At 45.2% G+C, this 22,038-nt stretch carries 15 protein-coding genes; 1 reads left to right on the top strand and 14 read right to left on the bottom strand.

Annotated elements, in window-relative coordinates; genetic code table 11:
• Positions 1-219 precede the first annotated feature (219 nt).
• The 12 genes from BLT07_RS19870 to BLT07_RS19815 form a co-directional block, all read right to left on the bottom strand.
• Positions 220-1,395 carry a lactonase family protein gene (locus BLT07_RS19870; RefSeq protein ID WP_091874207.1) on the bottom strand — a complete coding sequence of 392 codons (1,176 nt, stop codon included), beginning with the start codon at positions 1,393-1,395 and terminating at the stop codon, positions 220-222.
• 128 nt (positions 1,396-1,523) lie between these two features.
• Positions 1,524-2,636 (bottom strand): bile acid:sodium symporter family protein, encoded by a 1,113-nt coding sequence (locus tag BLT07_RS19865; RefSeq protein ID WP_175455391.1) that lies wholly within the window; start codon positions 2,634-2,636, stop codon positions 1,524-1,526.
• A 70-nt stretch (positions 2,637-2,706) separates the two neighbouring features.
• Positions 2,707-3,186: a nuclear transport factor 2 family protein gene (locus BLT07_RS19860; RefSeq protein WP_091874205.1), complete on the bottom strand. Its 480-nt coding sequence runs from the start codon at positions 3,184-3,186 to the stop codon at positions 2,707-2,709.
• A gap of 136 nt (positions 3,187-3,322) precedes the next feature.
• Entirely contained in the window at positions 3,323-4,255 is a 933-nt protein-coding gene (locus BLT07_RS19855; RefSeq protein WP_091874202.1) for an RraA family protein, read from the bottom strand.
• Positions 4,256-4,432: 177 nt separating this feature from the next.
• Positions 4,433-5,728 carry a mandelate racemase/muconate lactonizing enzyme family protein gene (locus BLT07_RS19850; RefSeq protein WP_091874199.1) on the bottom strand — a complete coding sequence of 432 codons (1,296 nt, stop codon included), beginning with the start codon at positions 5,726-5,728 and terminating at the stop codon, positions 4,433-4,435.
• A gap of 12 nt (positions 5,729-5,740) precedes the next feature.
• Positions 5,741-6,700: a cupin domain-containing protein gene (locus BLT07_RS19845; RefSeq protein WP_091874197.1), complete on the bottom strand. Its 960-nt coding sequence runs from the start codon at positions 6,698-6,700 to the stop codon at positions 5,741-5,743.
• A 213-nt stretch (positions 6,701-6,913) separates the two neighbouring features.
• Entirely contained in the window at positions 6,914-8,434 is a 1,521-nt protein-coding gene (locus tag BLT07_RS19840) for a sulfatase-like hydrolase/transferase (RefSeq protein ID WP_091874195.1), read from the bottom strand.
• Between the two features lie 221 nt (positions 8,435-8,655).
• The gene (locus BLT07_RS19835; protein ID WP_175455390.1) at positions 8,656-9,552 is read right to left on the bottom strand and encodes a DUF4380 domain-containing protein; all 897 of its coding nucleotides are present in this window, start codon (positions 9,550-9,552) and stop codon (positions 8,656-8,658) included.
• 77 nt (positions 9,553-9,629) lie between these two features.
• A complete protein-coding gene (locus BLT07_RS19830; RefSeq protein WP_217633364.1) occupies positions 9,630-11,843 on the bottom strand; it encodes an outer membrane protein assembly factor BamB family protein in 2,214 nt (737 codons plus the stop codon).
• Positions 11,844-12,032: 189 nt separating this feature from the next.
• Positions 12,033-13,523 (bottom strand): RagB/SusD family nutrient uptake outer membrane protein, encoded by a 1,491-nt coding sequence (locus BLT07_RS19825; protein ID WP_091874190.1) that lies wholly within the window; start codon positions 13,521-13,523, stop codon positions 12,033-12,035.
• A 10-nt stretch (positions 13,524-13,533) separates the two neighbouring features.
• Positions 13,534-16,872, bottom strand: a complete 3,339-nt coding sequence (locus tag BLT07_RS19820; protein ID WP_091874187.1) for a TonB-dependent receptor — start codon at positions 16,870-16,872, stop codon at positions 13,534-13,536.
• An 85-nt stretch (positions 16,873-16,957) separates the two neighbouring features.
• Complete coding sequence (locus tag BLT07_RS19815; protein WP_091874185.1) at positions 16,958-18,127, bottom strand: FecR family protein; 1,170 nt, start codon at positions 18,125-18,127, stop codon at positions 16,958-16,960.
• A 92-nt stretch (positions 18,128-18,219) separates the two neighbouring features.
• Here BLT07_RS19815 and BLT07_RS19810 point away from each other — a divergent pair, with 92 nt between their 5' ends.
• On the top strand, positions 18,220-18,753 hold the full coding sequence (locus BLT07_RS19810) for an RNA polymerase sigma factor (protein WP_091874183.1): 534 nt from the start codon (positions 18,220-18,222) through the stop codon (positions 18,751-18,753).
• Positions 18,754-19,278: 525 nt separating this feature from the next.
• Here the strand turns inward: BLT07_RS19810 and BLT07_RS19805 are convergent.
• Both BLT07_RS19805 and BLT07_RS19800 read right to left on the bottom strand, forming a co-directional pair.
• Positions 19,279-20,637 carry a transposase gene (locus tag BLT07_RS19805; RefSeq protein WP_091874180.1) on the bottom strand — a complete coding sequence of 453 codons (1,359 nt, stop codon included), beginning with the start codon at positions 20,635-20,637 and terminating at the stop codon, positions 19,279-19,281.
• Positions 20,638-20,838: 201 nt separating this feature from the next.
• Positions 20,839-22,038 (bottom strand): MFS transporter (locus BLT07_RS19800; RefSeq protein ID WP_139205179.1); only part of this gene is annotated, 1,200 nt, incomplete at its 5' end.

The following is a 22,038-nucleotide window of genomic DNA, read 5'->3' as shown; positions in this document are numbered from 1 at the left end:
GGTATAGTTCTTTCTTCCTTGCATACCTTCAATTTACGGATTTCCGCGCATCGGTGAAAGCAAAAATTGATGTTTATCGGAGTTGTGCAACAGCCACGGGGGTTTAAATGTATTTAGTTAAGGGGTGGTAATGACCGGTTTTGGTCTGCTTCTGCAGCAATATATACTAAAGATGAGTCGGTTTGCGAAAATTATAAATAGAGAAACTGTGTCCACTTTCTAGAATTTCAAACAAGTAGGTTGAGAAAGAACTATTTGATTACCGGTATACTCCAAGAGTCCGGTTTTTTGATCAACGCTAAAAACACTAATGTTATTGGATTTCTTATTTGCAACCAAAAGAAATTCATTATCCGGTGACAGGACGAAATTCCGTGGCCAATCTCCTTGAACCGGCTCATTGGCCAGTAACTCCATCTTTCCCTGTTCCGATACCGAAAAAATAGCAATACTATTATGACCACGATTGGAGGCGTACAAAAACTTACCGTTCGAACTTAAATGGATATCCGCGCATTTATTCTCCCCTTTAAAATCGACCGGTAGTGTGCTCTGCTTATCAATCCGTTCAAATTGTCCCGTTGCTGGGTTAATTTTTACCGAAATAACCGTACTGGACAGCTCGTTTATAACAAATGCCATTTTTTTCGATTGATGGAATATCAAATGCCTGGGGCCGTCTCCAGCATCCAATTTTAAGACAGTTTGTGATTGGCCCAATAAGCGTTTATCGGCCGTGATGTTATATGCCACAATTTCATCCATTCCTAGATCAACGGCATATAGATACTCGCCGGATTCAGAGAATTTAACACAATGGGCGTGAGCAGATTTTTGATTCGGATGTGGACCACTACCTGTATGTTTTACGCTTCGAGGAAAGCCTGCCACATTCCCATCTTTATCAAGCGGATACACTACTATACTGCCTGATCCGAAATTGGCCGCAGCAAGGAGGGTTTCAGATGGGTTTAATTCTATATAACACGCCCCGTCTCCTTCGCTCGAGTGTTGGCCTATAACTTTCAAATGGCTTCTGGTATCGTTCCACTCATAAACGGAAACACTTCCCGGTTTAGTCGAATTGGAAGAATAGACCTTGTGTCTGTCTTTCGAAAGATAAAGATATCCTGGATTTTGACTTTCGACCAATAGAGATTTGTTACTTAATGTCCCGGTCTTACGGTCAAAATCCAGTTTATAGATTCCTTTGCTATTGCCACTCGTGGAAGTTCCAATTAAAAGCTCAATATTGGTATTTTGTTCGTTCTGATTTTTAAGTTGAGTTTCGTTCTTTTCAGGCTCTATTCTACATCCTAGAGCCAAAATTAAAATGAAAAATAAAAGGAATTTGTACGGCCCGATCGCGTTATACTTATAATAAATTAATTTCACTTTTAAAAGTTTTTAAATCTGATTTTATCGGCAATATTACCACATCGTTTCCTCCTATTATTCCCCTATCCCCTTTCTTCCTTTATAAGCAAAGTGAAGGGTTGCCATAGAATGCATAAGAAACTGATTTAATTTTTACTTTTCACCCTATTATTTAAAGAAACTCTGTTGCTGGGATGCTTCTTGTGCCAATAGGAAGCCAGAATGGATCCCGTAACGTTCATCAGAGGGCCGAAGACCGCCGGCGCAAGGCCCATGGTGGCAATCTTGCCCAGGGAATCCGCAATGCCCGATGCCAGCCCACCGTTCTGCATACCTACCTCGAGGGCTATGGTACGGGCGTCCTGTTCCGGCATTTTGAACAGTTTAGCGAATCCGTAGCCCAGTCCATAGCCGAACAGGTTATGTACCAGTACCAATAGCATCAGAGTCCCCCCGATATCTAGAAGGCTATCCCTGCCGGCCGCAGTAATAATCGTAATTATGATACCGATGGCCAACATGGATACCACGGGCATGGCCCTGTCGAGCCATTTTGTCTTAAAGAGCCGGTTGAACAACAGCCCGGCACCAATGGGGATAATTATCATCTTGGTAATGCTCCACATCATATCGAGCACGTCTATCTCCACAAATTCCCCGGCCAACAACTTCATCAACAAGGGGGTCAGAAAAGGGGCCAATAGCGTTGCTATGGAGGTAATGGTGATTGAGAGCGCCAAATTGGCATTGGCCAAATAGGCCATTACGTTGGATGCGACCCCGCTGGGCGAACATCCGATCAATACGATGCCCGCCGCGATCTCAGGTGGAAAATCGCTGACCTTGGCCAACGCAAAGCCCACAAAAGGCATAATCAGCAACTGCGCTGCAACGCCTATTACAACTCCCCTTGGGGTCTTGAAGACCGCGGCGAAGTCCTTTAGGCCCATCTGGGTGCCCATACCGAACATGATGATCTGGATCAGCGGAATGATCAAAATGGTCAGCTTAAAATCCCCTACATTTGTGAAAAGTTTCGGATAGTACAGAGCGGCCGATACCCCGGCAAAGATCATGGTGGTAAATACCAGGCCGCTCAAGGTCTTGTATCCACTAAAGCCGAGGGCCAAGGCCGCAAAGAAGACCAAGGTATACGGACCGGAACTACCGATATTTCCCGTAAAGACCATGCCCAGCACAACAAGGAACATCAAAAAGGCGAGTCCCAGGCTCACGGAGTATAGGTTGATTTTCTTCATGGTGTGTCTTTATCGGTTGTCGGAAAAGTTCGTTGAACGGTAGTTCTTTCAAAAAAGGAGCCTTCTGGCTTTACAATTTGTACGCCTGTCTTGCCAAGAGTTGCAGTTTGCCGTTTCGGTTTTGAAAGACCAACACAATTCCAATGTGTACGTCGGCGGGTTCGCCCTTGTTCGTCCCCTTGGCCGAAAGTACGTGCCTAGCTATGGCAGTGTCCCCCGAGATATGAATGCTTTCCTCGGAGGTGTCGAGGGACACAAAATCAAAGGGGCCGTTTATCAGGTCGTCGATAAACTCCTCCCTGTCCTGGACCTTTCCGCTTGAATGTCCGTAACTCAACGTTTCGGACGTCATGTCTTCCAAGCTGCTTTTCTGGGGATCCGCCAAAGCACCGTTCAGGGCCTCGACAGCATTTGCGATTTCGTTTTTCGTCAATGCTGGTATTTCTTCCCTGGTTTCCGTAACAGCTGGTTCAGCTTGTTTGTTTTCCTCTTTACATGCCAAAAAGGAAAGTAAAACCAACGCAAAGACCAGAAGACTAAATTTTTTCATGGGTATGTCGTTTATAAAATGATTTGTTGCCGTTTTATATGTTTTAACTATGGAATATTGGCAAGCTTTTTAAAAGAACCCGGCCGATGATTAATTTTTGATGGAATTAGAGAATCGGTGAAAAGTAGCAATACTATCACCACGTCCGCTTGCTCAATATTTTATCGATCTGTTCCCTGGTCATCTTGCCGAGTTCAGGATGTCTTTCGAGCCACTTCACAAAATCCTCCTTGATCTTGACCGTCCACTGACTGTCTATCTGCCCCGTGGTATACTGTTTGGACTTGATCATTTCGAAACCAAAGATATCCTTCAGGGAAACGAACTCCGCCGTACCGACTACCTGCTCGGCCAGATGGGCGGGAATAAAAAGGACGCCTTCCCTTTTGGCCAGTACCAGGTCACCGGGCAGGACCATCGCCCCACCGATACGTATGGGAGTATTAAGCCCGATTAGTACCTCTTCCTCGAGAAAAGAGGGGTGGAAATCACGTACAAAAGCGTTGAAACCTTCTATCTTACTGATGGCCTCAAGGTCCCTCGCACTGCCATTGAAAACAACCCCATTGCCGGATTTACTTAAAATAGAGGTCGCCAGGGTGGCCCCCATAAGCGTGCCCGCATCTATCTTGCCGAAACTGTCGGCCACATATACATCCCCCGTGGTAAGCTCTTCTATGGGCCAGGAGTTGGTATTGCCCTTTCTGCCTTGGGAATTTATGCCCCTTTCCTTGATGTTCTTCTCCACATCGGGGCGGCTGGGCATGAACATGGCGGTCACCGCACGCCCGACAACAGGCACATCGTTGTGTACCATTTTCCAATTGCCCTCGAACTGGTTGGTATAGCCTTGGTTCTCCAAAACGGTCCATGCGTCGTCGATACCAATTTTCTTGGCCCGCTCCAATAGCTCGTCCGGAATCTTGGGCCTACCGTCATCGAAACGCTCCCCCTTCCATTCCGAGGTCAGAAAAATTAATTCATTCTTGGGGATGGTCTGTGCCATCAAGGCATTTCCATAGCTTAGAAACACAACCGATATAAATAACATTTTGCTATAAATCTTCATTTTCCTATGTATATTAAATGTTAATTTAAAAAAACCATACTTGTTTGTATAACGTATGAGTGGTTGTCCGTGAAATACGACCTGAGTTTTGTGAGCACCAAGAAGATATTTGTAAACATATATTGGTTTCTTATCACATACTGAATAGCAATACATCAATAAAAGCTTGACCCAAAATTAAGTATCCCAATCAGCGGTCGAAGCGAAAATGGTCCTATCAGATGGATGAAGCAATGTTTTTATATGGTCCATGTTGAGCTCAATACCCAATCCTGGTGAATCGGGCACATGGGCATGACCTTGGGTTATGAGCGGCTGACCATCCATGGTATTGACTATTTTAGTCCACTCCGCAATTTCATCTCCTTCCGGGTGGAACTCCAGTACCGCACAATTTTGGGTGGCCGCGGCGCTATGAACATTCGCCATGAATGAAACAGGCGTTCCGGCATAGTGAAGGGCCTGACCGATACCATAATCTTCGGCGTAATCTCCAATTTTCTTGGTCTCAAGTATTCCGCCGGCGGTGGCCAGATCAGGATGTACAATATCTACTGCCTGCAATTCACATAATTTCTGAAATGTTTCCCTGGCGAATATGTTTTCACCTGAAGCAACGGGGGTCTGGATCGCATCGGATACGGCTTTAAGGTGATGGGGCACCTCCCAAGGGGCAGGCTCTTCCATCCAGGCCAATTGCACTGGTTCAAGTTTATTCCCCAACCGAATCATATTATCTACTGAGCGATCTCCGAAATGATCAGCACTAATGGCTATTTCATTTCCGACCGCGCTACGGATCGTTTTCAGATATTCAGCAATCTCATCTATCCCTTTTTGTGAAAGTTTTTGGGACCCTTCGTTATAATACCCCCCCTGTATGCCTTGCACCACCTTGAAACAACGGGTCATCTTCAACCAGGTAAAGCCCTCATTTTCTATACGGTGTTTCACTTTTGAAATAATCATATCGAAATCGGTATCGGCATGTGTATCTGCATATAAACGCACCTTGTTTCGGTATTGGCCGCCCAACAATTGCCAGACTGGTACTCCAAGGGCTTTTCCCGTTAAATCCCATAAGGCCATTTCCACACCACTGACCCCTCCTCCAATCCGGCCATGGCCACCATGCGGCTTAAGCATTTTAAAAATTTTCTCGACGTCACAGGGATTTTTCCCAAGTAAATGTTTTTTTAGTAGTAGCGCATATTTCTTATCCCCGCCGTCACGCACCTCCCCTAAACCATAGATGTCTTGATTGGTATCTATTCGAAGGATGGGACAGGGCCTACCCAAATGTTCTACAATTACATAGCGTAAGTCGGTAATTTTTAGTTTTGAGGGGCTGGAAACCCGACTGACATTGGAGGTGGTAGCGGCCACAACCTTTTCGATAGGAGCGAACATCATCCCCCCGAGCGAGATGCCACCTAGAACGGAATTTTTTAGAAATTTTCGACGATCTTTCATGTTTATATTGGTTTAATCGTTTTTTGTTTGAGGTTTGGTCGGATCGTCGGAGCGGATGGCCAGAATGATCGAATGTTCCTCGTCTTCCTTATTCAGGCTATAGAAACCCACTTCGGTTCCGGCCGCCCAGTAAAAGGCGTCCCCTTCCTGACTAGGGTGACGCTCTTTGTTACCGTACTCGTCCAAACCGGCAATCATGTAGCCACTGCCCTGTAGCACAAAATACACTTCTTCCTGTGCCTTATGGCGATGGGGATTGTTCGTTCCGTGCGGTGCAAAATCCATTATAAACAGACTCTTCATTAATGATGCCGCTGATAATCGGTCACGAGTGCTGGCCGTATCGCCCATGAGCAATTTGTACTGAGTGGACGGACCGTGTGATCCCAAGACCTGCAGCTCCACTTTGTCCGCATTAGCAATCTGTAGCTCATCTTTCGGTTTGTAGCCCTTTTTGTCGCCCAGTTTATACCCCATAAAAAGCACTTTGATCGGCTCATCGTCCATATTGGCAATGCCGTGCTTGACGCCAGCTGGCACATACAAAAAATCACTGGTTTTGAGCGGAATCTCCTGTTGATCGTAGGTAAGGATACCCTTACCTTGGGTCACGTACAGAACATACTCTTCGTTAGCTCGACTGATTACGGCACTTGCCCCTCCGGATTCTACGGTAAGTTCTCCCACCCGGCTTATTCCGTTGAGATACGCCTCATCTTTGTCACCTTCGCCAAAAATCGCTTTGTATTTCGCAGTAGTTGTATCGGCAGTAAGATCTATTGATTCACTATATTCAAGGTTCGGAACATAGCGGGACAGATATAGCTGCTGATCGTGGATATGTGCGTCGGAATCCCTATTTAATTTCAAGGGAGCTGCTGCAGCAAGGGCTTCTATTGGAGCAAGCATGATCCCACCAAGTGAAATCCCTCCAAGTACAGAAGTTTTAATAAATTTTCGGCGATTTTCCATTTCCAATAGGTTTTTCTAATGTTATTTTAATGTTTTACCGTCTCGATACGTCGTCAGTAATCCGATTCTAGTAGCGAAATCAATAATCTTTGTGCCTCACTTCGAAGTTTAATATTTTAAGTCAACTGCATACCAAAGAACTCACTTGACCTTTGCTTATCCTATTAAGATTACCTCCAATAAAAGTTGATTTAAATTTTATCCTGAACATCATTATTTTTGGGTTTTGGCATAGGATGACATCACTTGAAACATTATACCTGGATCGTTGTAAAGTTTCTTCTGTTTCTCCAATTCAGCTTTCATATCTTTTACAACTTGATTGTATTTGTCATTTTGAATTAGATTGTTCATCTCCAACGGGTCATCTACTAAATTATAGAGCTCGTCCGCATTGGGCAGATCCGTCCAATTAACGTATTTCCATTCATCGGTTCTAACCGCTTTCCAGGGCTGAATGCCACCACCATTCTTCTTAACCCCATACCATTCCGGATAAAATTCGAATAGAAGTGCTGGTCTGGGCTCTTCAAGTTTCCCTCCCGCAAAAACGGGAAGGAAAGATCTTCCTTCCGTATATTTAGGAATCGGAAGTCCCGCGAGCGATAGAATGGTGGGTGCAACGTCGATATTTAGTATGGAAACTTCGGAAGTGGAACCTGCCTTTACAAGTGGAGGATATCTCACGAAAAAAGGCACTCTTATAGATTCCTCATAAGGGGCTCGCTTCTCGGTTAAGCCATGTTCACCAAAGAAAAACCCATTGTCACCCGTAAAAATAATCATCGTTTCATCAAGAATACCCTCTTCCTCCAAAGTTTTCAGTATTAATCCAACTCCGTCATCGATATCGACCAACATACGTGAGATATTACGAATGTCCTCATCGGTCGGGGGGGTCATTTTTATGTTCTTCAACGCAGGCTTTCCAACTATTGGGCTATCATCAATATCGCTCAAAATAGGTGAGACATTACGAATGCCTTCATCCGTCGGGGGGGGCAGTTTTGCATTCTTCACCGCCGGCTGTCCTAATATTGGACTATCGGCACTTCTAGCCCTGATAATCGGAACATCTTTATATAAGTTTCTGTTTCTTTCCGACGCAAGAAGATCTTCAGTACCGTAACTTGTATGTACCGATCTGGGCATAAGTACGATATTGAAAGGGCCATCAGAATTCTCTTTTATAAATCTTACGGCTTCGTTGCACGATATATCCGTAGCATGGCCCTTAAACTCTGTCGGGACACCGTCCACATTTACGGTAGGATCCATTTTATACGCCCGATTGGGGCCTGTACAAAACCAGCGGTCAAAACCGGGATGAGGCGTTGTATCAGCGTATCTCCCGGTCTCCCATTTGCCTATGAAACAGGTTTTATACCCAGCAGCCTGTAGTAGCATCGGATATGTGGTCAGCGTTTGATTAAAACCGTACGGGAGTGTGTTTTTGTAGGAGCCATTGGTATGTGCGTATTGACCGGTCAAGATACTTCCCCTACTAGGTCCGCAGATGGGACTTACAACAAAAGAATTCTTCATGAGCATACCTTCCTTAGCAATTCGATCGATATTCGGTGTCCTAACGAAGGGGTGCCCTGTTATTCCAAGCGCATCCCATCGCAATTCATCGACGTCTATAACAATTATATTCGGCCTCCCGGAATCTTGCGCAGATAATCCATGACTAAAAAATGACAGTAAAAAAATTAGGGTGAAAAAGTAGTTCATAGTAATGTTTATTTAAATAATTGTGAGTATCTTTCTAAGTGCCAGCAAGCCATCCTGATTGCATTTTCGAACCTGTCGGAAGGCATTCGGTGAAATTCGGCCAATCATCATCACACCCAGTGAAATTCCTCCAACTAGAATTTTTTTAAATTTTCGTTGATCTGTCATTTTCAATAGGTTTTCTAACGTTTAATTCTACAAAGTCCTTGGCATTTTTCTGTTCATAATCTTTTCCCAACTACTTCCCTAACAAAGTCAACCAATGCTTTGTTACCTGGATTTAATTTCAAGTCCGGCGGCAACTGTCTGGCATACCACACTACCTCATAGTATAAGGAGTTCCCCGGGGAAAGAATCTGGTATCGACCCTGATTTTCGAGTTCCAAATAGGTTTTTTCTTTATTGGCATAGATTTCTACATTTTTTTCCCCGGGTGCCGCCTCGGAGGGGTCGATGATGGGAAATTTTTTAATAAACAAAGTCCCGTTCCTTGCATAAGCCAACCAGCCTTCACTTCCGTCCATAAAAAGTTTTTCGCGAGAATCGGTCGAGCTATCGTAAGGATACCATATGATACCTAAACTGTCCTTAATTTTCAAATAAGGAAGGCCCTTATGGCCGCTAGGGGTATCATTTGGAAAACCCTTTGGAAAGAAAGCTAGCCCTCCCGTGGGCACGCGTGTTACCTCCCACGGGGAAACTTCTTGGGTCTCTTCCAAGATGTTGGTTATCTTATATTCAATGGCTATGGATGAATCTGATGGGATTAGGCTAAACTGTTTTGAAATTGTAAAACCGTTTAAGCTGTCATTCATGCTCTTCAATCTTAAGTTCCGGTTATAATAGGATTCCAAGTCATAGGCCGATGCATCAAGTACCTTATGCCCGGACCATTTTCCTTGAGGACCAAGCCAAAGCGTCGAACCATAGGAATTGGGATGCAATTCTTTCGATCCTAGAATCTCAGTCCCGTTCAACTTAACGGAAACTACCCTAGCACCTATATTGCCATCGACTACCATTTCCATGTCCCCGCATTGGAGCATATATGTTCCATTTTTTCCGGAGACCCCTTTTGTTTGTCCTGTTACTGACAGACACCCTATCATTAAAATCATAGCTATTAGAATGGACCGTGTGGACATAATATTGAATGTATCAAATTGAAATCGACCGTATTATCCTAGATAAAATCTTAAGGCAATGAAAATGCTATGTAATTGCCCCCGGGTTTGAGACCGTACCTAACACCCCCTGCCGCAATGACAACGTATTGCTTGCCGTCCAGCATATAGGTAATAGGGGTTGCAAATGCACCGGCAGACAACTGGTATTCCCAAACCACCTTACCAGTCTTCCTGTCAAATGCCCTTATCTTTTCATCCTGTGTCCCCGAAATGAAAACAAGCCCCCCGGCCGTTACTAAAGGTCCGCCCGCATTTGGGGTTCCGGTTATGGGAACGCCCTGCTCAGTAAGTTCCTTGTACTCCCCCAATGGTACCCGCCATAAATACTCCCCGGTATTCAAATCCACTGCGTTGAGCGTGCCCCAAGGGGGCCTGATGCCTGGATAGCCATTAGAATCTCTGACCTTCCCCCCGCCGCCTCTATTATAAGGTGGCATATAAGGAAAATCCTCGCCCTTTGCAGCTATAACTTCCGTATTACTATGCTCGTCGTCGGTAGCGTTGTAGTTCTCCTTCTGTCCACTTATAAATTTTATTATGGCATTACGGTCCTTTTCTGAAATATTGGGAAAAGCGGGCATTCGTCCGCGTCCGTTCTTTAAGATATCCCGTATGTATTCATTGGAAAACCTCTCATCGGTATCGGCCAAACTGGGGAACATGGCACCGTCGCCTTTCAGGTCCTCACCGTGGCAGGCCGCACAATGGGCAATGTATAGGGAGTTCCCATAAGAAGTGCTTTTTTTCAATTTTTCCGCAACATTGACCATTTTCATCTCCCACGGCTCTTCGCTCACGTTCTGGTAAAGGATACCGTCGGGATCAGCCGCACTGCCTCCCCATTCGGCGCCCCCGCTGACACCGATATACCATGAACCCTGCTCGCTGGGCGGGATGAACTTAGATCCATGCCGGGTCTTCAGGAACCTTTCCTTCATATCTTTATGTGCCTCGGGGAAATATGTGGAATCGGGCAGGTCGGCCTCTGTAATGACCTGACGTGTGACCAGCGGAAGCGGCTTTACCGGGTACTTCTGTGTGGGATAGGGGTGTTCGCCCGGAAGCCCGTCCGTGCGCACGGGCCGCTCCTCGACTGGGAACAATGAGACCCCGGTTTCCCTGTCCAGCAAATAAACAAGGCCGTCCTTGGTGGTCTGTGCAACCGCATCCACCATTCTGCCTTTATGCTCGACGGTCACCAAATTGGGTGGGTTGGGGATATCCAGATCCCAAAGGTCATGATGTACGGTTTGGTAATGCCATTTCAGTTTTCCAGATGTTGCATCCAACGCCAGGATGCAATTGGCGAATAGGTTGGCCCCTTTTCGATCACCTCCATAAAAATCCACGGAAGGTGAGCCGGTGCCAAGGTAAACCGTACCACGCTTTTCATCAAGTACTATTCCCGACCAGCTATTGGCCCCACCAAACTTTTTATAGGCATCCTCGGGCCAAGTCTCATACCCATCCTCCCCAGGAAGCGGGATAGTATGAAAAACCCACAGAAGCTTACCCGTATGGACGTCAAAGCCTCGGATACTGCCCGATAGGGCGTCACCGGATTCCGAAACCCTATTGCCCGTTATAAAAATATCCTTATAAACGATTCCCGGACTGGTAGCCGTAACCACGTGATTCCTTACATCAAACATGTCGTTTTCTAAGCCAAGATAAAAATCGACCTTTCCATTGTTACCGAACTCCTCAACTGGTTTACCGGTCATGGCATTGATTTCTATTAATCGATTTCCGGCAACGAATAAAATTCGCTTATCCTCTCCGTTTTGCCAAAAACAAACTCCTCTATTTTGACCTCTGTATCCTTGATTATCTTCTTCAGGATTGTATCTCCAAAGTTCTTTTCCCGATTTAGCATTCAGGGCGAACACCTGAATATTTGGGGTAGTTCCGTAAAGAATGCTGTCAATCATTATGGGTTGACATTGGATTTCCTTTGGTCTTTCATCTAGCTCTAGAGTATCGGAAGCGTCATAGGTCCAAGCAACCTTCAGTCGATTTACATTATCCGTTTTTATCTGTTCCAGTTTGGAATATCGGTTACCGGCTTTATTTCCTCCGTACACGGGCCAATCCACGTTTTGATTAGCATCGGGAAAATCGTTACAACCTGTCAAAATTGAAATAGCTAGGACCAATAACTTTGGGAAACAAATTATCTTAGCATCTATTCGGCTCATTTTATCTTTTCTAACTTCGGACATAATCGATTAACTACACTTACCCATGTATTTGCAAGGACAATGGTTTTGGATATTTGAAGGTCAAAGGTGAAACGAAAAAGGTTTATGTTCAAAGCTGTTTACTATCGTTGTTGCGGCCCGCCTTTGCACCGATGCCGTGTGCCCTTGCTCCCATCCTTGGGACAGCATCAACCTTCATTGTCGCAACACTCAATATCCCTCATTTTGCTCAAGCCCATTGATCAGATCCACCTCTGTCTGCGGCTTTGGAAGCAATCTATTATGTTCCTTCACATTCGGATATAAATCTATGTTGGCGGAGACTACCATCTCTTTACGAACCAAATCGAACCAGCGCTTGACCTCAAATGCAAATTCCCATTTTCGTTCATTGATAACCGCTTCATCAAATGCCTGTTGTGCCATTCCGGGCAATAGATCCGGATAAACCGACTGGTCGTATCCCGATGCCCGTCTTCGCACCATATTGAGTGCATCCAGAGCGTCTTGCGAAGGCATCCCTTCTGCCATATTTGATGCCTCAGCGTAAATGAGCAATGCCTCGGCGTAACGGTTGACGACAAAAAAACCTTCTCCCGCCGAGCCGTTCACAAGACCCTGGTCGCGACTTGCGGCCACCCCACCATCCCTGTATTTAGCAATCACTGGTTTGCCTTGTGCAGATTCTTCCCAAGTAGTATTTGCTTCATCTGCAAAGACGGTCCAAAAAGTAGCATCCTTTCTTGGTCCTTCCGGGAAAGAATAAAAAAACCTTGCTTCGGACAACACTGTATTAAAACCACCTTCCTCTCCCGGCCTCATGGATTGATGGACAGGCGAGGTTGCACCTGCACCGTTGAATGGGCTGCCGTAAAACGCAAAAATAAATTCAGTATTGGTAGTTTTATTGGCAACAAGCCACAAGTCAAGGAATTCATCTTCCAATGAGTATATTCCAGAATCTATCACCTTTTTTGCCATATCCCTGGCCAAAGTATACTTCGAGGAATCTTTAAGTGGCCATCCGGCCATGTTCAAATAAACCTCGGCCAACATTATTTGTGCCGCACCTTTAGTAGGCCTCCCCCGATCTTCAAAAGTTAATGGAAGGTTGCTCTCGGCGTAAGTCAGGTCATCAACGATTACTTCATAAATCGCGGCAACAGATGATTGTCCTACATTGGCCGCATCGAGCTGATTTTCAAACGTAATTATCGGAACCTCGCCCCACCATCGGGTCAGGTAGAAGTAGGATAACGCCCGAATATATCTGGCCTGTCCCTCATAGCTCCTCTTATTGGTATCGCTTACTTCGGTCGCACCATCAATATTGGCGATAAGGCTGTTACATACATTAATGCTATTATACAATGCAATCCACATATTCCTGGCAAAATTATTATTTACCGTAGGCTGGAATGTATCGAACTCGTTCAAACTAGGAGCCGCCGCCCTCGAAGAGGTATCCTCCGCTCCTGCCGAAATAATATGGGGAGGTACATTTGAGAAGTTACCGTAACCCCCGAACAAGGCTCTTAACGACCCATTTATGGCCGCTTCAAAATCGGAATCTGTTTTGTAAAAATTAGAGGGCGCTACAACGCTCACTGGATTTTCTTCTAAAACATCCGTGCAGCCAATTATGCAACCGACCATAAATAATACTAAACTATATCTTGTATAAACTATAAATCTTTTCATGTCTTATTTTTTATAAACTTAAATTTAATCCGATCGAATAGGCTTTCTGACTTGGGTAGGGAGCATTGTCGATACCGCCAAAAGCATCGACGTTCGTACTAGCTTCCGGGTCATAGCCCGAATAATCCGTAAATGTAATGAGATTGATTCCGCTGAGAAATATTCGCGCCGAATTGATATTTAGTCTCTTTAACAAGTCCTGTGGAAACATATAGCTAAGCGTTATGTTCTTGAAACGTAAATAGGATGCATCTTCTAGCCACCTACTCGTCTGGAGTTGTTCATAGTTATTGGATCCTAAGAAAGATGGAACATCGGTATTTTGATTCTCCGGTGTCCACCTGTTCAATATCCGGCTGTCGGTCGCGTCGGAATCTGAAGAAGCCCGTTCGGTCCTTACCCTGGTAAGGTTGTATAATTTATTGCCAATAGACCCCTGAAGTAATACGTTCAGACTTAAATTCTTGTAGCTAAAAGTATTGCTCCAACCATAGGTGGCTTTTGGCAGAGTAGTACCCATATTGGCAATATCGTCATTATCGATTTGACCATCATTGTTTTGGTCAATATACTTCGGAGCACCGGGAAAAGCCCCGAATGTATCTGCTTCCGTCGCTTCATCGGTTCTCCATACTCCATCTTGTATATACCCACGAAGCAAACCTATAGGTTGCCCTACTTCAAGGAACACAGTGTTGCCAAAATTGGGGAAACCTACCGATCCCAAGGTAACTTCATTGTCTCCGGCAAGTGCCAAGACCTTATTTTCGTTCACCGCGAAATTTGCATTGGTATTCCATGAGAAATTACCCGTAATCGGATCTCCTCCTAGATTAATTTCAAAGCCCCTGTTTTGAACCTCGCCTATGTTTCTCAAAAGACTTCCAAAACCTGATGTTCGCGGAAGTGGTATTTGCAACAACAGATCTTTGGTGACCTTGTTATAGAAATCAAAAGTGAACTGCAGTCTATTTTTGAACATTGCCAGATCAAGACCTATATTTAATTGATCGGTTTTCTCCCATCTTAAATCCGGATTGCCCAGCTCACCGAGACCGACACCAGTCGAATAAGTGGATCCGTCAATTGCATAGCCCTGATTTGAATCGAACCTGGCCAGTGATGAATAGGGGGATACGGCCTGACTTCCTGTTATACCATAGCTTGCCCGTATCTTAAAATCATTAATTTTGGAAAACTGCTCCATGAAGGCTTCATTGGACAGTCGCCATGCGAATGCAGCTGAGGGGAAAAGGCCCCATTTATTATCACGTCCGAATACCGAAGCACCGTCGTATCTTGTGGTCAAGGTCAATAGATATCTATCCTTAAAACCATAATTGATCCTTCCGACAAACGATTGAATATCCTTACGGGTTCGGTTTGATTGAGGTATTTGAGGAAAACTCCCTAATGCCAAGTTGTTATAGGTAAACGCATCCGAAGCAAAACCTTCGGCCCCAGTAAAGGAACTGTTAAGGTCTTCTCGTTGTTGTTCGTAAACCGCGGTAACATCCAAAGAGTGGACTTCCGAAAAGGTCTTATTATAATTAAGCTGATTCGTATTCTGTAATACCGTAAACCTGCTATTGGTAATCGATGCTCTGGACTGACTTGCTCCACCTTCCGGCTTAGTATTCCGATAAAAGCTGTTTTCGTTATGAATGGAACGGTAACCAAAAATCACTTTGGCGGAAAGGTTCTTTGACAGCTTGTAATCTACAGATGTATTAAGCGTTTGGTTATTTGCTATATTATCATTGATAGGCTCCACAGCTAAAGCCAATGGATTTCTGAGCTGGGGAGGGCCATACTGACCGGAAGGTTGAGAATATGAACCATCCGGATTGTAAACGGGAAGTGTAGGTGCATAAACCTGTGCCGCATGCGTAGGTGCGGCATCTTGGGAACCTCCGCTGATATTCGGGTTATCCTCAGATCTAAAAAGAAATAAGTTAACCCCCACCTTCAAGCGGTCATTTATCTGAACTTGTGTGTTTGCCCTGAACGAAAACCTCTCGTAAGAAGAGCCTTTCATTATACCTTCATTATTAAGGTAATTACCGGCCAAATAAAGGGTTGACTTCTCAGTTCCTCCCGATACACTTAGTTGATGACTCTGCTGAAGTGCCGGCCTGAATATTTCATCCTGCCAATCGGTTCCTCCATTTCTTCCAAATCCTTCGATATCTTCCATAGTAAAAGGCAAAGCAACATCTAAAGCCGCACGGCGTGCGTTCACGGTTTCCGCGTATTCAACAGCATTGAGCAAGTCTATTTTCTTTCGTATGGTCTGATAGCTCATGAAAGTGTCATAACCTATAATAAACTTACTGTCTGAACGCCCCGTTTTCGTTGTGACAAGTACAACGCCATTGGCACCTCTGGAGCCATAAATAGCGGTAGATGCGGCATCTTTGAGCACTTGGATATCGGCAATGTCATTGGGATTTATCGTATTGAGGTTGCCGCCGACAAAGCCATCAACTACTACCAAGGGATCGTTTGAACCATTTACGGAGTTACTTCCACGGATCCTTATATTTATATTCCCATTGGGTGATGCCGAACTATTTTGAACGGCAAGGCCTGGTGATCTTCCCTGTAATACTTCGTCCACTCTTCCGGAAGGTTGATCTTCGATATCCTTGGTGGAAACTGAACTAGTAGCTCCAGTCAAGTCACTTCTTTTGACCGTACCGTAGCCAACAACGACAACTTCATCCAACTTGGCCGAATCCTCCGATAGCGTTATTTGTATTTCAGATTTACCCTCGACCGCGACTTCCTTGGTAGCAAAACCGATATAGGACACCACCAATATGGCATTTTCATTATCTGTGGAAATGGAAAAATTGCCATCAAAATCAGCGGTTACTCCATTGGCAGTGCCTTTTTCGATAATATTGGCACCAGGTAGTGGCGTGCCCTGTTCATCCGTGACCGTTCCCTCTATCTCTCTTTCTTGAAATTTATGGGAGGTCGTTTTCCCTTGTGTCAGGACAATCTGATTTTCATTTATTTTAAAATCAAAATTGGCCTTTACCGCTAATTCGTTCATTACCTCCCTTACGTTTTCTCCATTTATGTTCAAGGAAATCTTTTGCTTATCGTCAATTTCTTTGACATTGTAAAAGAACCGATAGCCCGTTTGGGAGGTGATTTCGTTCAGAATACGTTTAAGAGGGACATTGTCGTATTCAAATTCCATTTTCTTTTGCGACATGAGGGAATTCGCCGACAACTGAAAAAGCATAAAGCAAGCCGTAAGAAGACAGAACTTCATTTTAAAATTCAATTTTTTGACGTGCTCTTTTTTAAGAACGACGTGCTCATCATTTTTTTCCATAATTTTTGGTGTCTTTGATTGTTGGAAATAGTTATTATTAATGGGCAATCGGAAAAGGGGAGGGCTCCAACCTTCCCTTTCTTTTTTATTTCGTTATAGTGATCACATTTTGGTTTATTTCATAGCTGAAAGGCGTACTCAAGGCAATCGTTTTAAGAACGGATTCAATATCCTCGTCCATGAACTCCCCCTTGTAGATTTCATCGTTCAGACTTTCGGCCTTGTTCACGAATTTTACGGAATATTTTCTTTCGAGCCTGACCAGTATTTCAGGAAAATTTAGATTGTCGATGACCAAACGGTCCTGCAGCCAGGCCGTATAGATATCCGTATCGACCTTTGCCTTGGTGAAACTGTTGCCGAATTTGTCATAATTTGCCTGAAAGCTTGGAATCAACCTGATGCCGTTTTCCGGAATCCTGGTTTCATAAACGCCGACCGACCCCTCTACTAAGGTCGTTGCTATATGATCGTCGGTCTCATAGGAGGAAATATTGAACTTGGTGCCCAGTACCTTCACATCTACCTCCTGGGTATTCACAATGAACGGCCTGTCACTGTTTTTGGCAACGTCAAAAAAGGCCTCCCCTTCCAAATATACCATCCTGTTTTTATCGGCATCCACGAAACCTTGTGGAAAACGAAGTTTTGATCCTGCATTTAGCCATACCAGCGTACCGTCCGAAAGCTTTAACCTGAAAATCTGTCCATATGGAATATAGACCTCATTGTAAATCGGGGTGTTCCCTGCCAATTCCTTGGCCCCATCGAATGTAAGGGAATTTCCACCTTTGGTCGCTACAATAGTTCCATCCGCATCCATTACGGTTTCGTTGCCCTCGGAATTCAGGACCTTGGTCGTTCCGTCGGCCAACTTGATCACAATATCATTGCCAACGGGCGCATCTTTATCGTTTTCAACAACGGTTACGGAACTTCCGGAACTCTTGGGAAATAGTTGCCGTTTTGCCAAAACCCCGATAGAAAACAAAATAACGAGTACTGCCGCGTATTTCAATATCGTACGGAATGGCTCTGGGGCTTTCTTTTTTGATTTCAGGGTTTCGGAAAATCTTCGGTATGCCAAATCGGCATCAAAGTCGGCCGGTATTCTTCGATTCGATTCCTTGAGACGGCTCTTAAAGAAAGACATGTTGGCCTCGTTTTCCAGGACCCATCGCTCCAAGACTTCGCGTTCTTCGGATGATATGGACCCGTCAATAAATTTATCGATCAACAAATGGTACTGTGACATTCTGTGTTCCCTTTAACTTAAAGATGCAATAATCACAAAAAACCCCTATGTATTTTTAATTTTTCTTAGATTTGATTTATAACCGATTCAATATGAACGAACAAAAATTGATCAGAAAATTGCGAAAAGGCAAGGAGAAGGCCTATCGGTATTTGTTTTCGGAATACTATGATTGGCTTTGTAACTACGTTTTCAGTTTATGTAACGATCGTTCCTTGGCCGAGGATATCGTTCAGGATGCCATTGTTGCCCTATGGGAAAAAAGAAAGGTAATAATTATTACCACATCGCTTAAGAATTACCTTTTCAAGACATGCCATAACCAATTTTTACAGCATGTTCGAAGTCAAAAAATAAAATTCGATACCTTGGATAAAATAAGATGGGACGTTGTTTCAGAGGCAACGTTGGAGGACGATCTTTATGATTTTAGAATGGAAAAGTTGAAGAGGTTGATAGATGGGTTGCCCCCCCGGTGCAGGGAAATATTCGTTCAGAACAAGTTGGAGGAAAAAAAGTATAAAGAAATCGCCCTGGAGATGGGAATATCGGTGAAGACCGTTGAAAACCAAATGTCAAAGGCACTCCATTTTTTAAGGGCGAACGCCACTACGTTTATGTTGTAAAACATAACATTTCTCTAATTTGTATAGTATTGTCGGTGGTAATAATAGCCCTATAGGCTGGTATGGGGTATCTTCGGAAAACCGTTGACACAATGATTAGGGATTGGATAGGGGTTATACATAATGACATTAGTGCCTTAAGAACGTTCCCGGGGCCGTCTCTAAATTTCATTGGTATTCTTAAACCCACCTTTATCTATATTTTGCCCCTAAAATAAAATTAGCTTTTTTCGAATACTAACGAGGGAGGTTAAAACGTACTTTCTAAGGCACAGCAGAGCAAACCTAAAACTGGCCGATGTTCAAGAAAAAATCTTAGCACTGAAGAAAAAATTAGGGATATTCAGGAGTAAGGCTTTATTTCTATAAAATTTGAAGGCAGCGCCGTTCGGTCCGATAGGTCGAACGGCGCTTTTGCTTCCTATCGCTTCTTTCCGGGTATTTTTTGCCTATAAAGTCCGGATTCCGGAGCGTTCCGGTGACGATGGGAGATAGGTATCCCTTGTCTCTTTTGCTATTATGTTCTCAGGCCGCCCTTTGCAGCCGTTCCACCGCCATGCGCCTGCCTATCTCAAGGGCGTTTGCAGTGTGTATGCCGAAGAATATCCAAAGTATCTCTGTGGCCTTGGTCCGGGCCCTTATCCTCCCGGGGCCGTAATGCTCCTTGTCGTTGCCGAAGCTGCCCTCCAGGCGGCTGGCCCTTTCCTTCGTTATGGCCCCCGCCAGTTTTTTCCGCTGTTTTTCGTGTTTGCCGGCCCTTCCCTTCCGCTTGAAGTCGGTACGGATGCCGTTTCCGGTGGCGAACCTCCGGTTCCTGTTGGTGGCGTATATGGCATCGCCCCCGGCGATCTTGACCTTGGTCCTTGTCAGGCCCTGTACGTCCAGAACGGTCTTTCGGAACCGTATGCCCTCGTGGAAGGCGTCGAAGGAAAGGTGCTCGATGAACCCGATGCCGTCGAGCTGGAACTTGTGTACCTTGGCACCGAACTCCACCGGCTTTTTCTCCTTGCCCCTTACAATGGGCCTGACGTAGGGCCTGTCCAGGCTGACGATGCGGCCCACGGGGCGCACGCCTTTGTGGAACAGGGCATCCTGTTGTTCCCGTGCCTTTTTGGCCGCGGCCCTGCGAACATATTGGTCCGCGGTAAAGGAAAGCCCGTGCTCTTTCTCCATGCCGTCCAGTTCCAGGGAGAACTTTTCGGTCAACAGCAGCAGTGCCCTTGTCAACGCCCGGCGTTTCTTCTTGGTCTTCCTTTTCATCTTGCTGTAGGATACGTAGCGCCTTTTCCACTTCAGGTACCTGCTGCGGGGCATGGCGGTCCTCTTTTCCCTGCATACCTTTTTGAGCAACCGGTGCAGCCAGTCGGTACATTCCCAGAGCAGTTTCACGTTGGTGGGGTACCGCATATGGCTCTCGTAGCAGGTCGCGTCCATGGTGACGGCGTTCCTGCCCTCCATGTGCGGCGACCAGTGGCCGTAGAGGGCCTTCTGCAGATCGCCGATGTCGAGCTTCCCCGCCAGTTCCGAGCGGATCTCGCTCACTATCTTGAAATTGTCCAGGCGGTCGGTCCCGATGTAGATGCCGCAGAAGAACTGCCAGTCCAGGTTGCCGTTGAGCCCCTCGACCAGTTTCCTGTCCGAACAGCCCGAATAATGTTTGAGGAACATCAGGGCCACCTTGCCCCGGGGGGAGAAGATGGCCCTCGGGCCTTTTTTCGCCTCCTTCAGGCCGAGGGCCGTGACCGTATCCTCCCAGGGGACCGCCCCGTAGATCTTTCCCAGGTCCGATTCCAGGAACCGGTCGAAGAAGGCCCCGAACTGTTCCTGTTGGGACGAAAAAGAAAAACTGTGCTGGAAATCTCGGATTCTTCGTATCTTGGACATAGAGTTTTTGATATAGAACCCCGTTTTTCGAGCTTAGAACTCATTTTCGGGGTTTTGTTTACTCTAAGATACGGATTATTTAACTGATAATCAAGTGGTTAATTAACTTCTGAATGTCCCAAATTAAGTCAGACCGCACTTAAACGGGACATCCTAAAAAGGCGATAGCTGTTTTCTTCGAGAGTAGTCCTTAACCTATACCTATTTCAGCTCATTTAGATTTACACTGCGGTGTTTTTTGGTAAGCAGATGGATAATTGTCAATGCGAACAAATAGGTAAACCCGCAGACCGTGAACAATATATTGTATCCTGCTTCCAAATTTCCAAGTTCTTTGTACCTGTCCAACAGTACCCCGACAAGGATAGGAAATAAAATTCCCCCAACGGCACCTGCCATGCCCCCGATACCGACCACCGAACTTACCACTTCCTTGGGAAACATGTCCGAAGCCATGGTAAAGACGTTGGTTGCCCATGCCTGGTGCACTGCCACCGCCACACTGATAAGTGCTACGGCCATCCATACATCGGTAGCGAACTGTGCAAGGATAATGGATATCTCGAGCAAAGCGAACAATAATAATGCATATTTTCTAGCTTTTAAAACGGGCATTCCACGTTCGATCAACCAAGAGGAGAAGTATCCCCCCCCGATACTCCCAACCGTTGTAGCCCCATAAACGATCATCAGTTCAACGCTCGGCTTTGTAAGGTCCAGGCTAAATGTAGAGGCAAAATAAGAAGGCAGCCAAAATAAAAAGAACCAAAAAATAGGATCGATCAATCCTTTTCCGACAATAAAGGCCCAGGTCTGTTTGAAAGTAAACAACTTTTTCCATTTAACATCAATTTTTTGTTCATCCGAATTTTCCTCATCCTGTCCCTCTGTGATATATTTATATTCCTGAACCGTTAATCGTTTCTGCTTTGCGGGTATATCATAAAGAAACAACCAGAATATCAACCATATAAAACCAAATGAACCGGTAATCCAAAAAACTTCGTGCCAGCCATAATTGGTCAATATCCAAGGGGTTACCAGCAGTGCGACCACAACACCGATACTGGTCCCCGAATTAAAAATACCCGTTGCCAGCGCACGCTCCTTTTTGGGAAACCATTCCGATACCGCCTTCATGGCCGCCGGGAAATTCCCGGCCTCTCCCAAGGCCAGGCCGACCCGCGCCATACTGAAACCAAATACGCTTCTTACTACGGCATGGAGCATGCCTGCCACACTCCAAACGGTTATGCTTATCGAATAGCCCAACTTGGTCCCCCACTTGTCGATCAGCCACCCAAAGGATATGAGGCCGATGGCATAAGCTGCCGTAAAGGCCATTATTATATAGGCATAATCGGTTTCGGTCCAGTTAAATTCCTTTTCAAGAACGGGTTT

Origin of the sequence: Pricia antarctica (genome assembly GCF_900101815.1) — a bacterium.
Lineage (GTDB): Bacteria > Bacteroidota > Bacteroidia > Flavobacteriales > Flavobacteriaceae > Pricia > Pricia antarctica.
This window is presented reverse-complemented; position numbering and strand designations above follow the sequence as displayed.

Excerpts from the sequence above, each read along its gene's own strand:
- BLT07_RS19845 (WP_091874197.1), bottom strand. The coding sequence starts at position 6,700 with ATGGAAAATCGCCGAAAATTTATTAAAACTTCTGTACTTGGAGGGATT.
- BLT07_RS19810 (WP_091874183.1), top strand. The coding sequence starts at position 18,220 with ATGAACGAACAAAAATTGATCAGAAAATTGCGAAAAGGCAAGGAGAAG.
- BLT07_RS19860 (WP_091874205.1), bottom strand. The coding sequence starts at position 3,186 with ATGAAAAAATTTAGTCTTCTGGTCTTTGCGTTGGTTTTACTTTCCTTT.
- BLT07_RS19865 (WP_175455391.1), bottom strand. The coding sequence starts at position 2,636 with ATGAAGAAAATCAACCTATACTCCGTGAGCCTGGGACTCGCCTTTTTG.
- BLT07_RS19840 (WP_091874195.1), bottom strand. The coding sequence starts at position 8,434 with ATGAACTACTTTTTCACCCTAATTTTTTTACTGTCATTTTTTAGTCAT.
- BLT07_RS19820 (WP_091874187.1), bottom strand. The coding sequence starts at position 16,872 with ATGGAAAAAAATGATGAGCACGTCGTTCTTAAAAAAGAGCACGTCAAA.
- BLT07_RS19815 (WP_091874185.1), bottom strand. The coding sequence starts at position 18,127 with ATGTCACAGTACCATTTGTTGATCGATAAATTTATTGACGGGTCCATA.
- BLT07_RS19830 (WP_217633364.1), bottom strand. The coding sequence starts at position 11,843 with ATGTCCGAAGTTAGAAAAGATAAAATGAGCCGAATAGATGCTAAGATA.
- BLT07_RS19805 (WP_091874180.1), bottom strand. The coding sequence starts at position 20,637 with ATGTCCAAGATACGAAGAATCCGAGATTTCCAGCACAGTTTTTCTTTT.
- BLT07_RS19855 (WP_091874202.1), bottom strand. The coding sequence starts at position 4,255 with ATGAAGATTTATAGCAAAATGTTATTTATATCGGTTGTGTTTCTAAGC.
- BLT07_RS19835 (WP_175455390.1), bottom strand. The coding sequence starts at position 9,552 with ATGATTTTAATGATAGGGTGTCTGTCAGTAACAGGACAAACAAAAGGG.
- BLT07_RS19850 (WP_091874199.1), bottom strand. The coding sequence starts at position 5,728 with ATGAAAGATCGTCGAAAATTTCTAAAAAATTCCGTTCTAGGTGGCATC.
- BLT07_RS19825 (WP_091874190.1), bottom strand. The coding sequence starts at position 13,523 with ATGAAAAGATTTATAGTTTATACAAGATATAGTTTAGTATTATTTATG.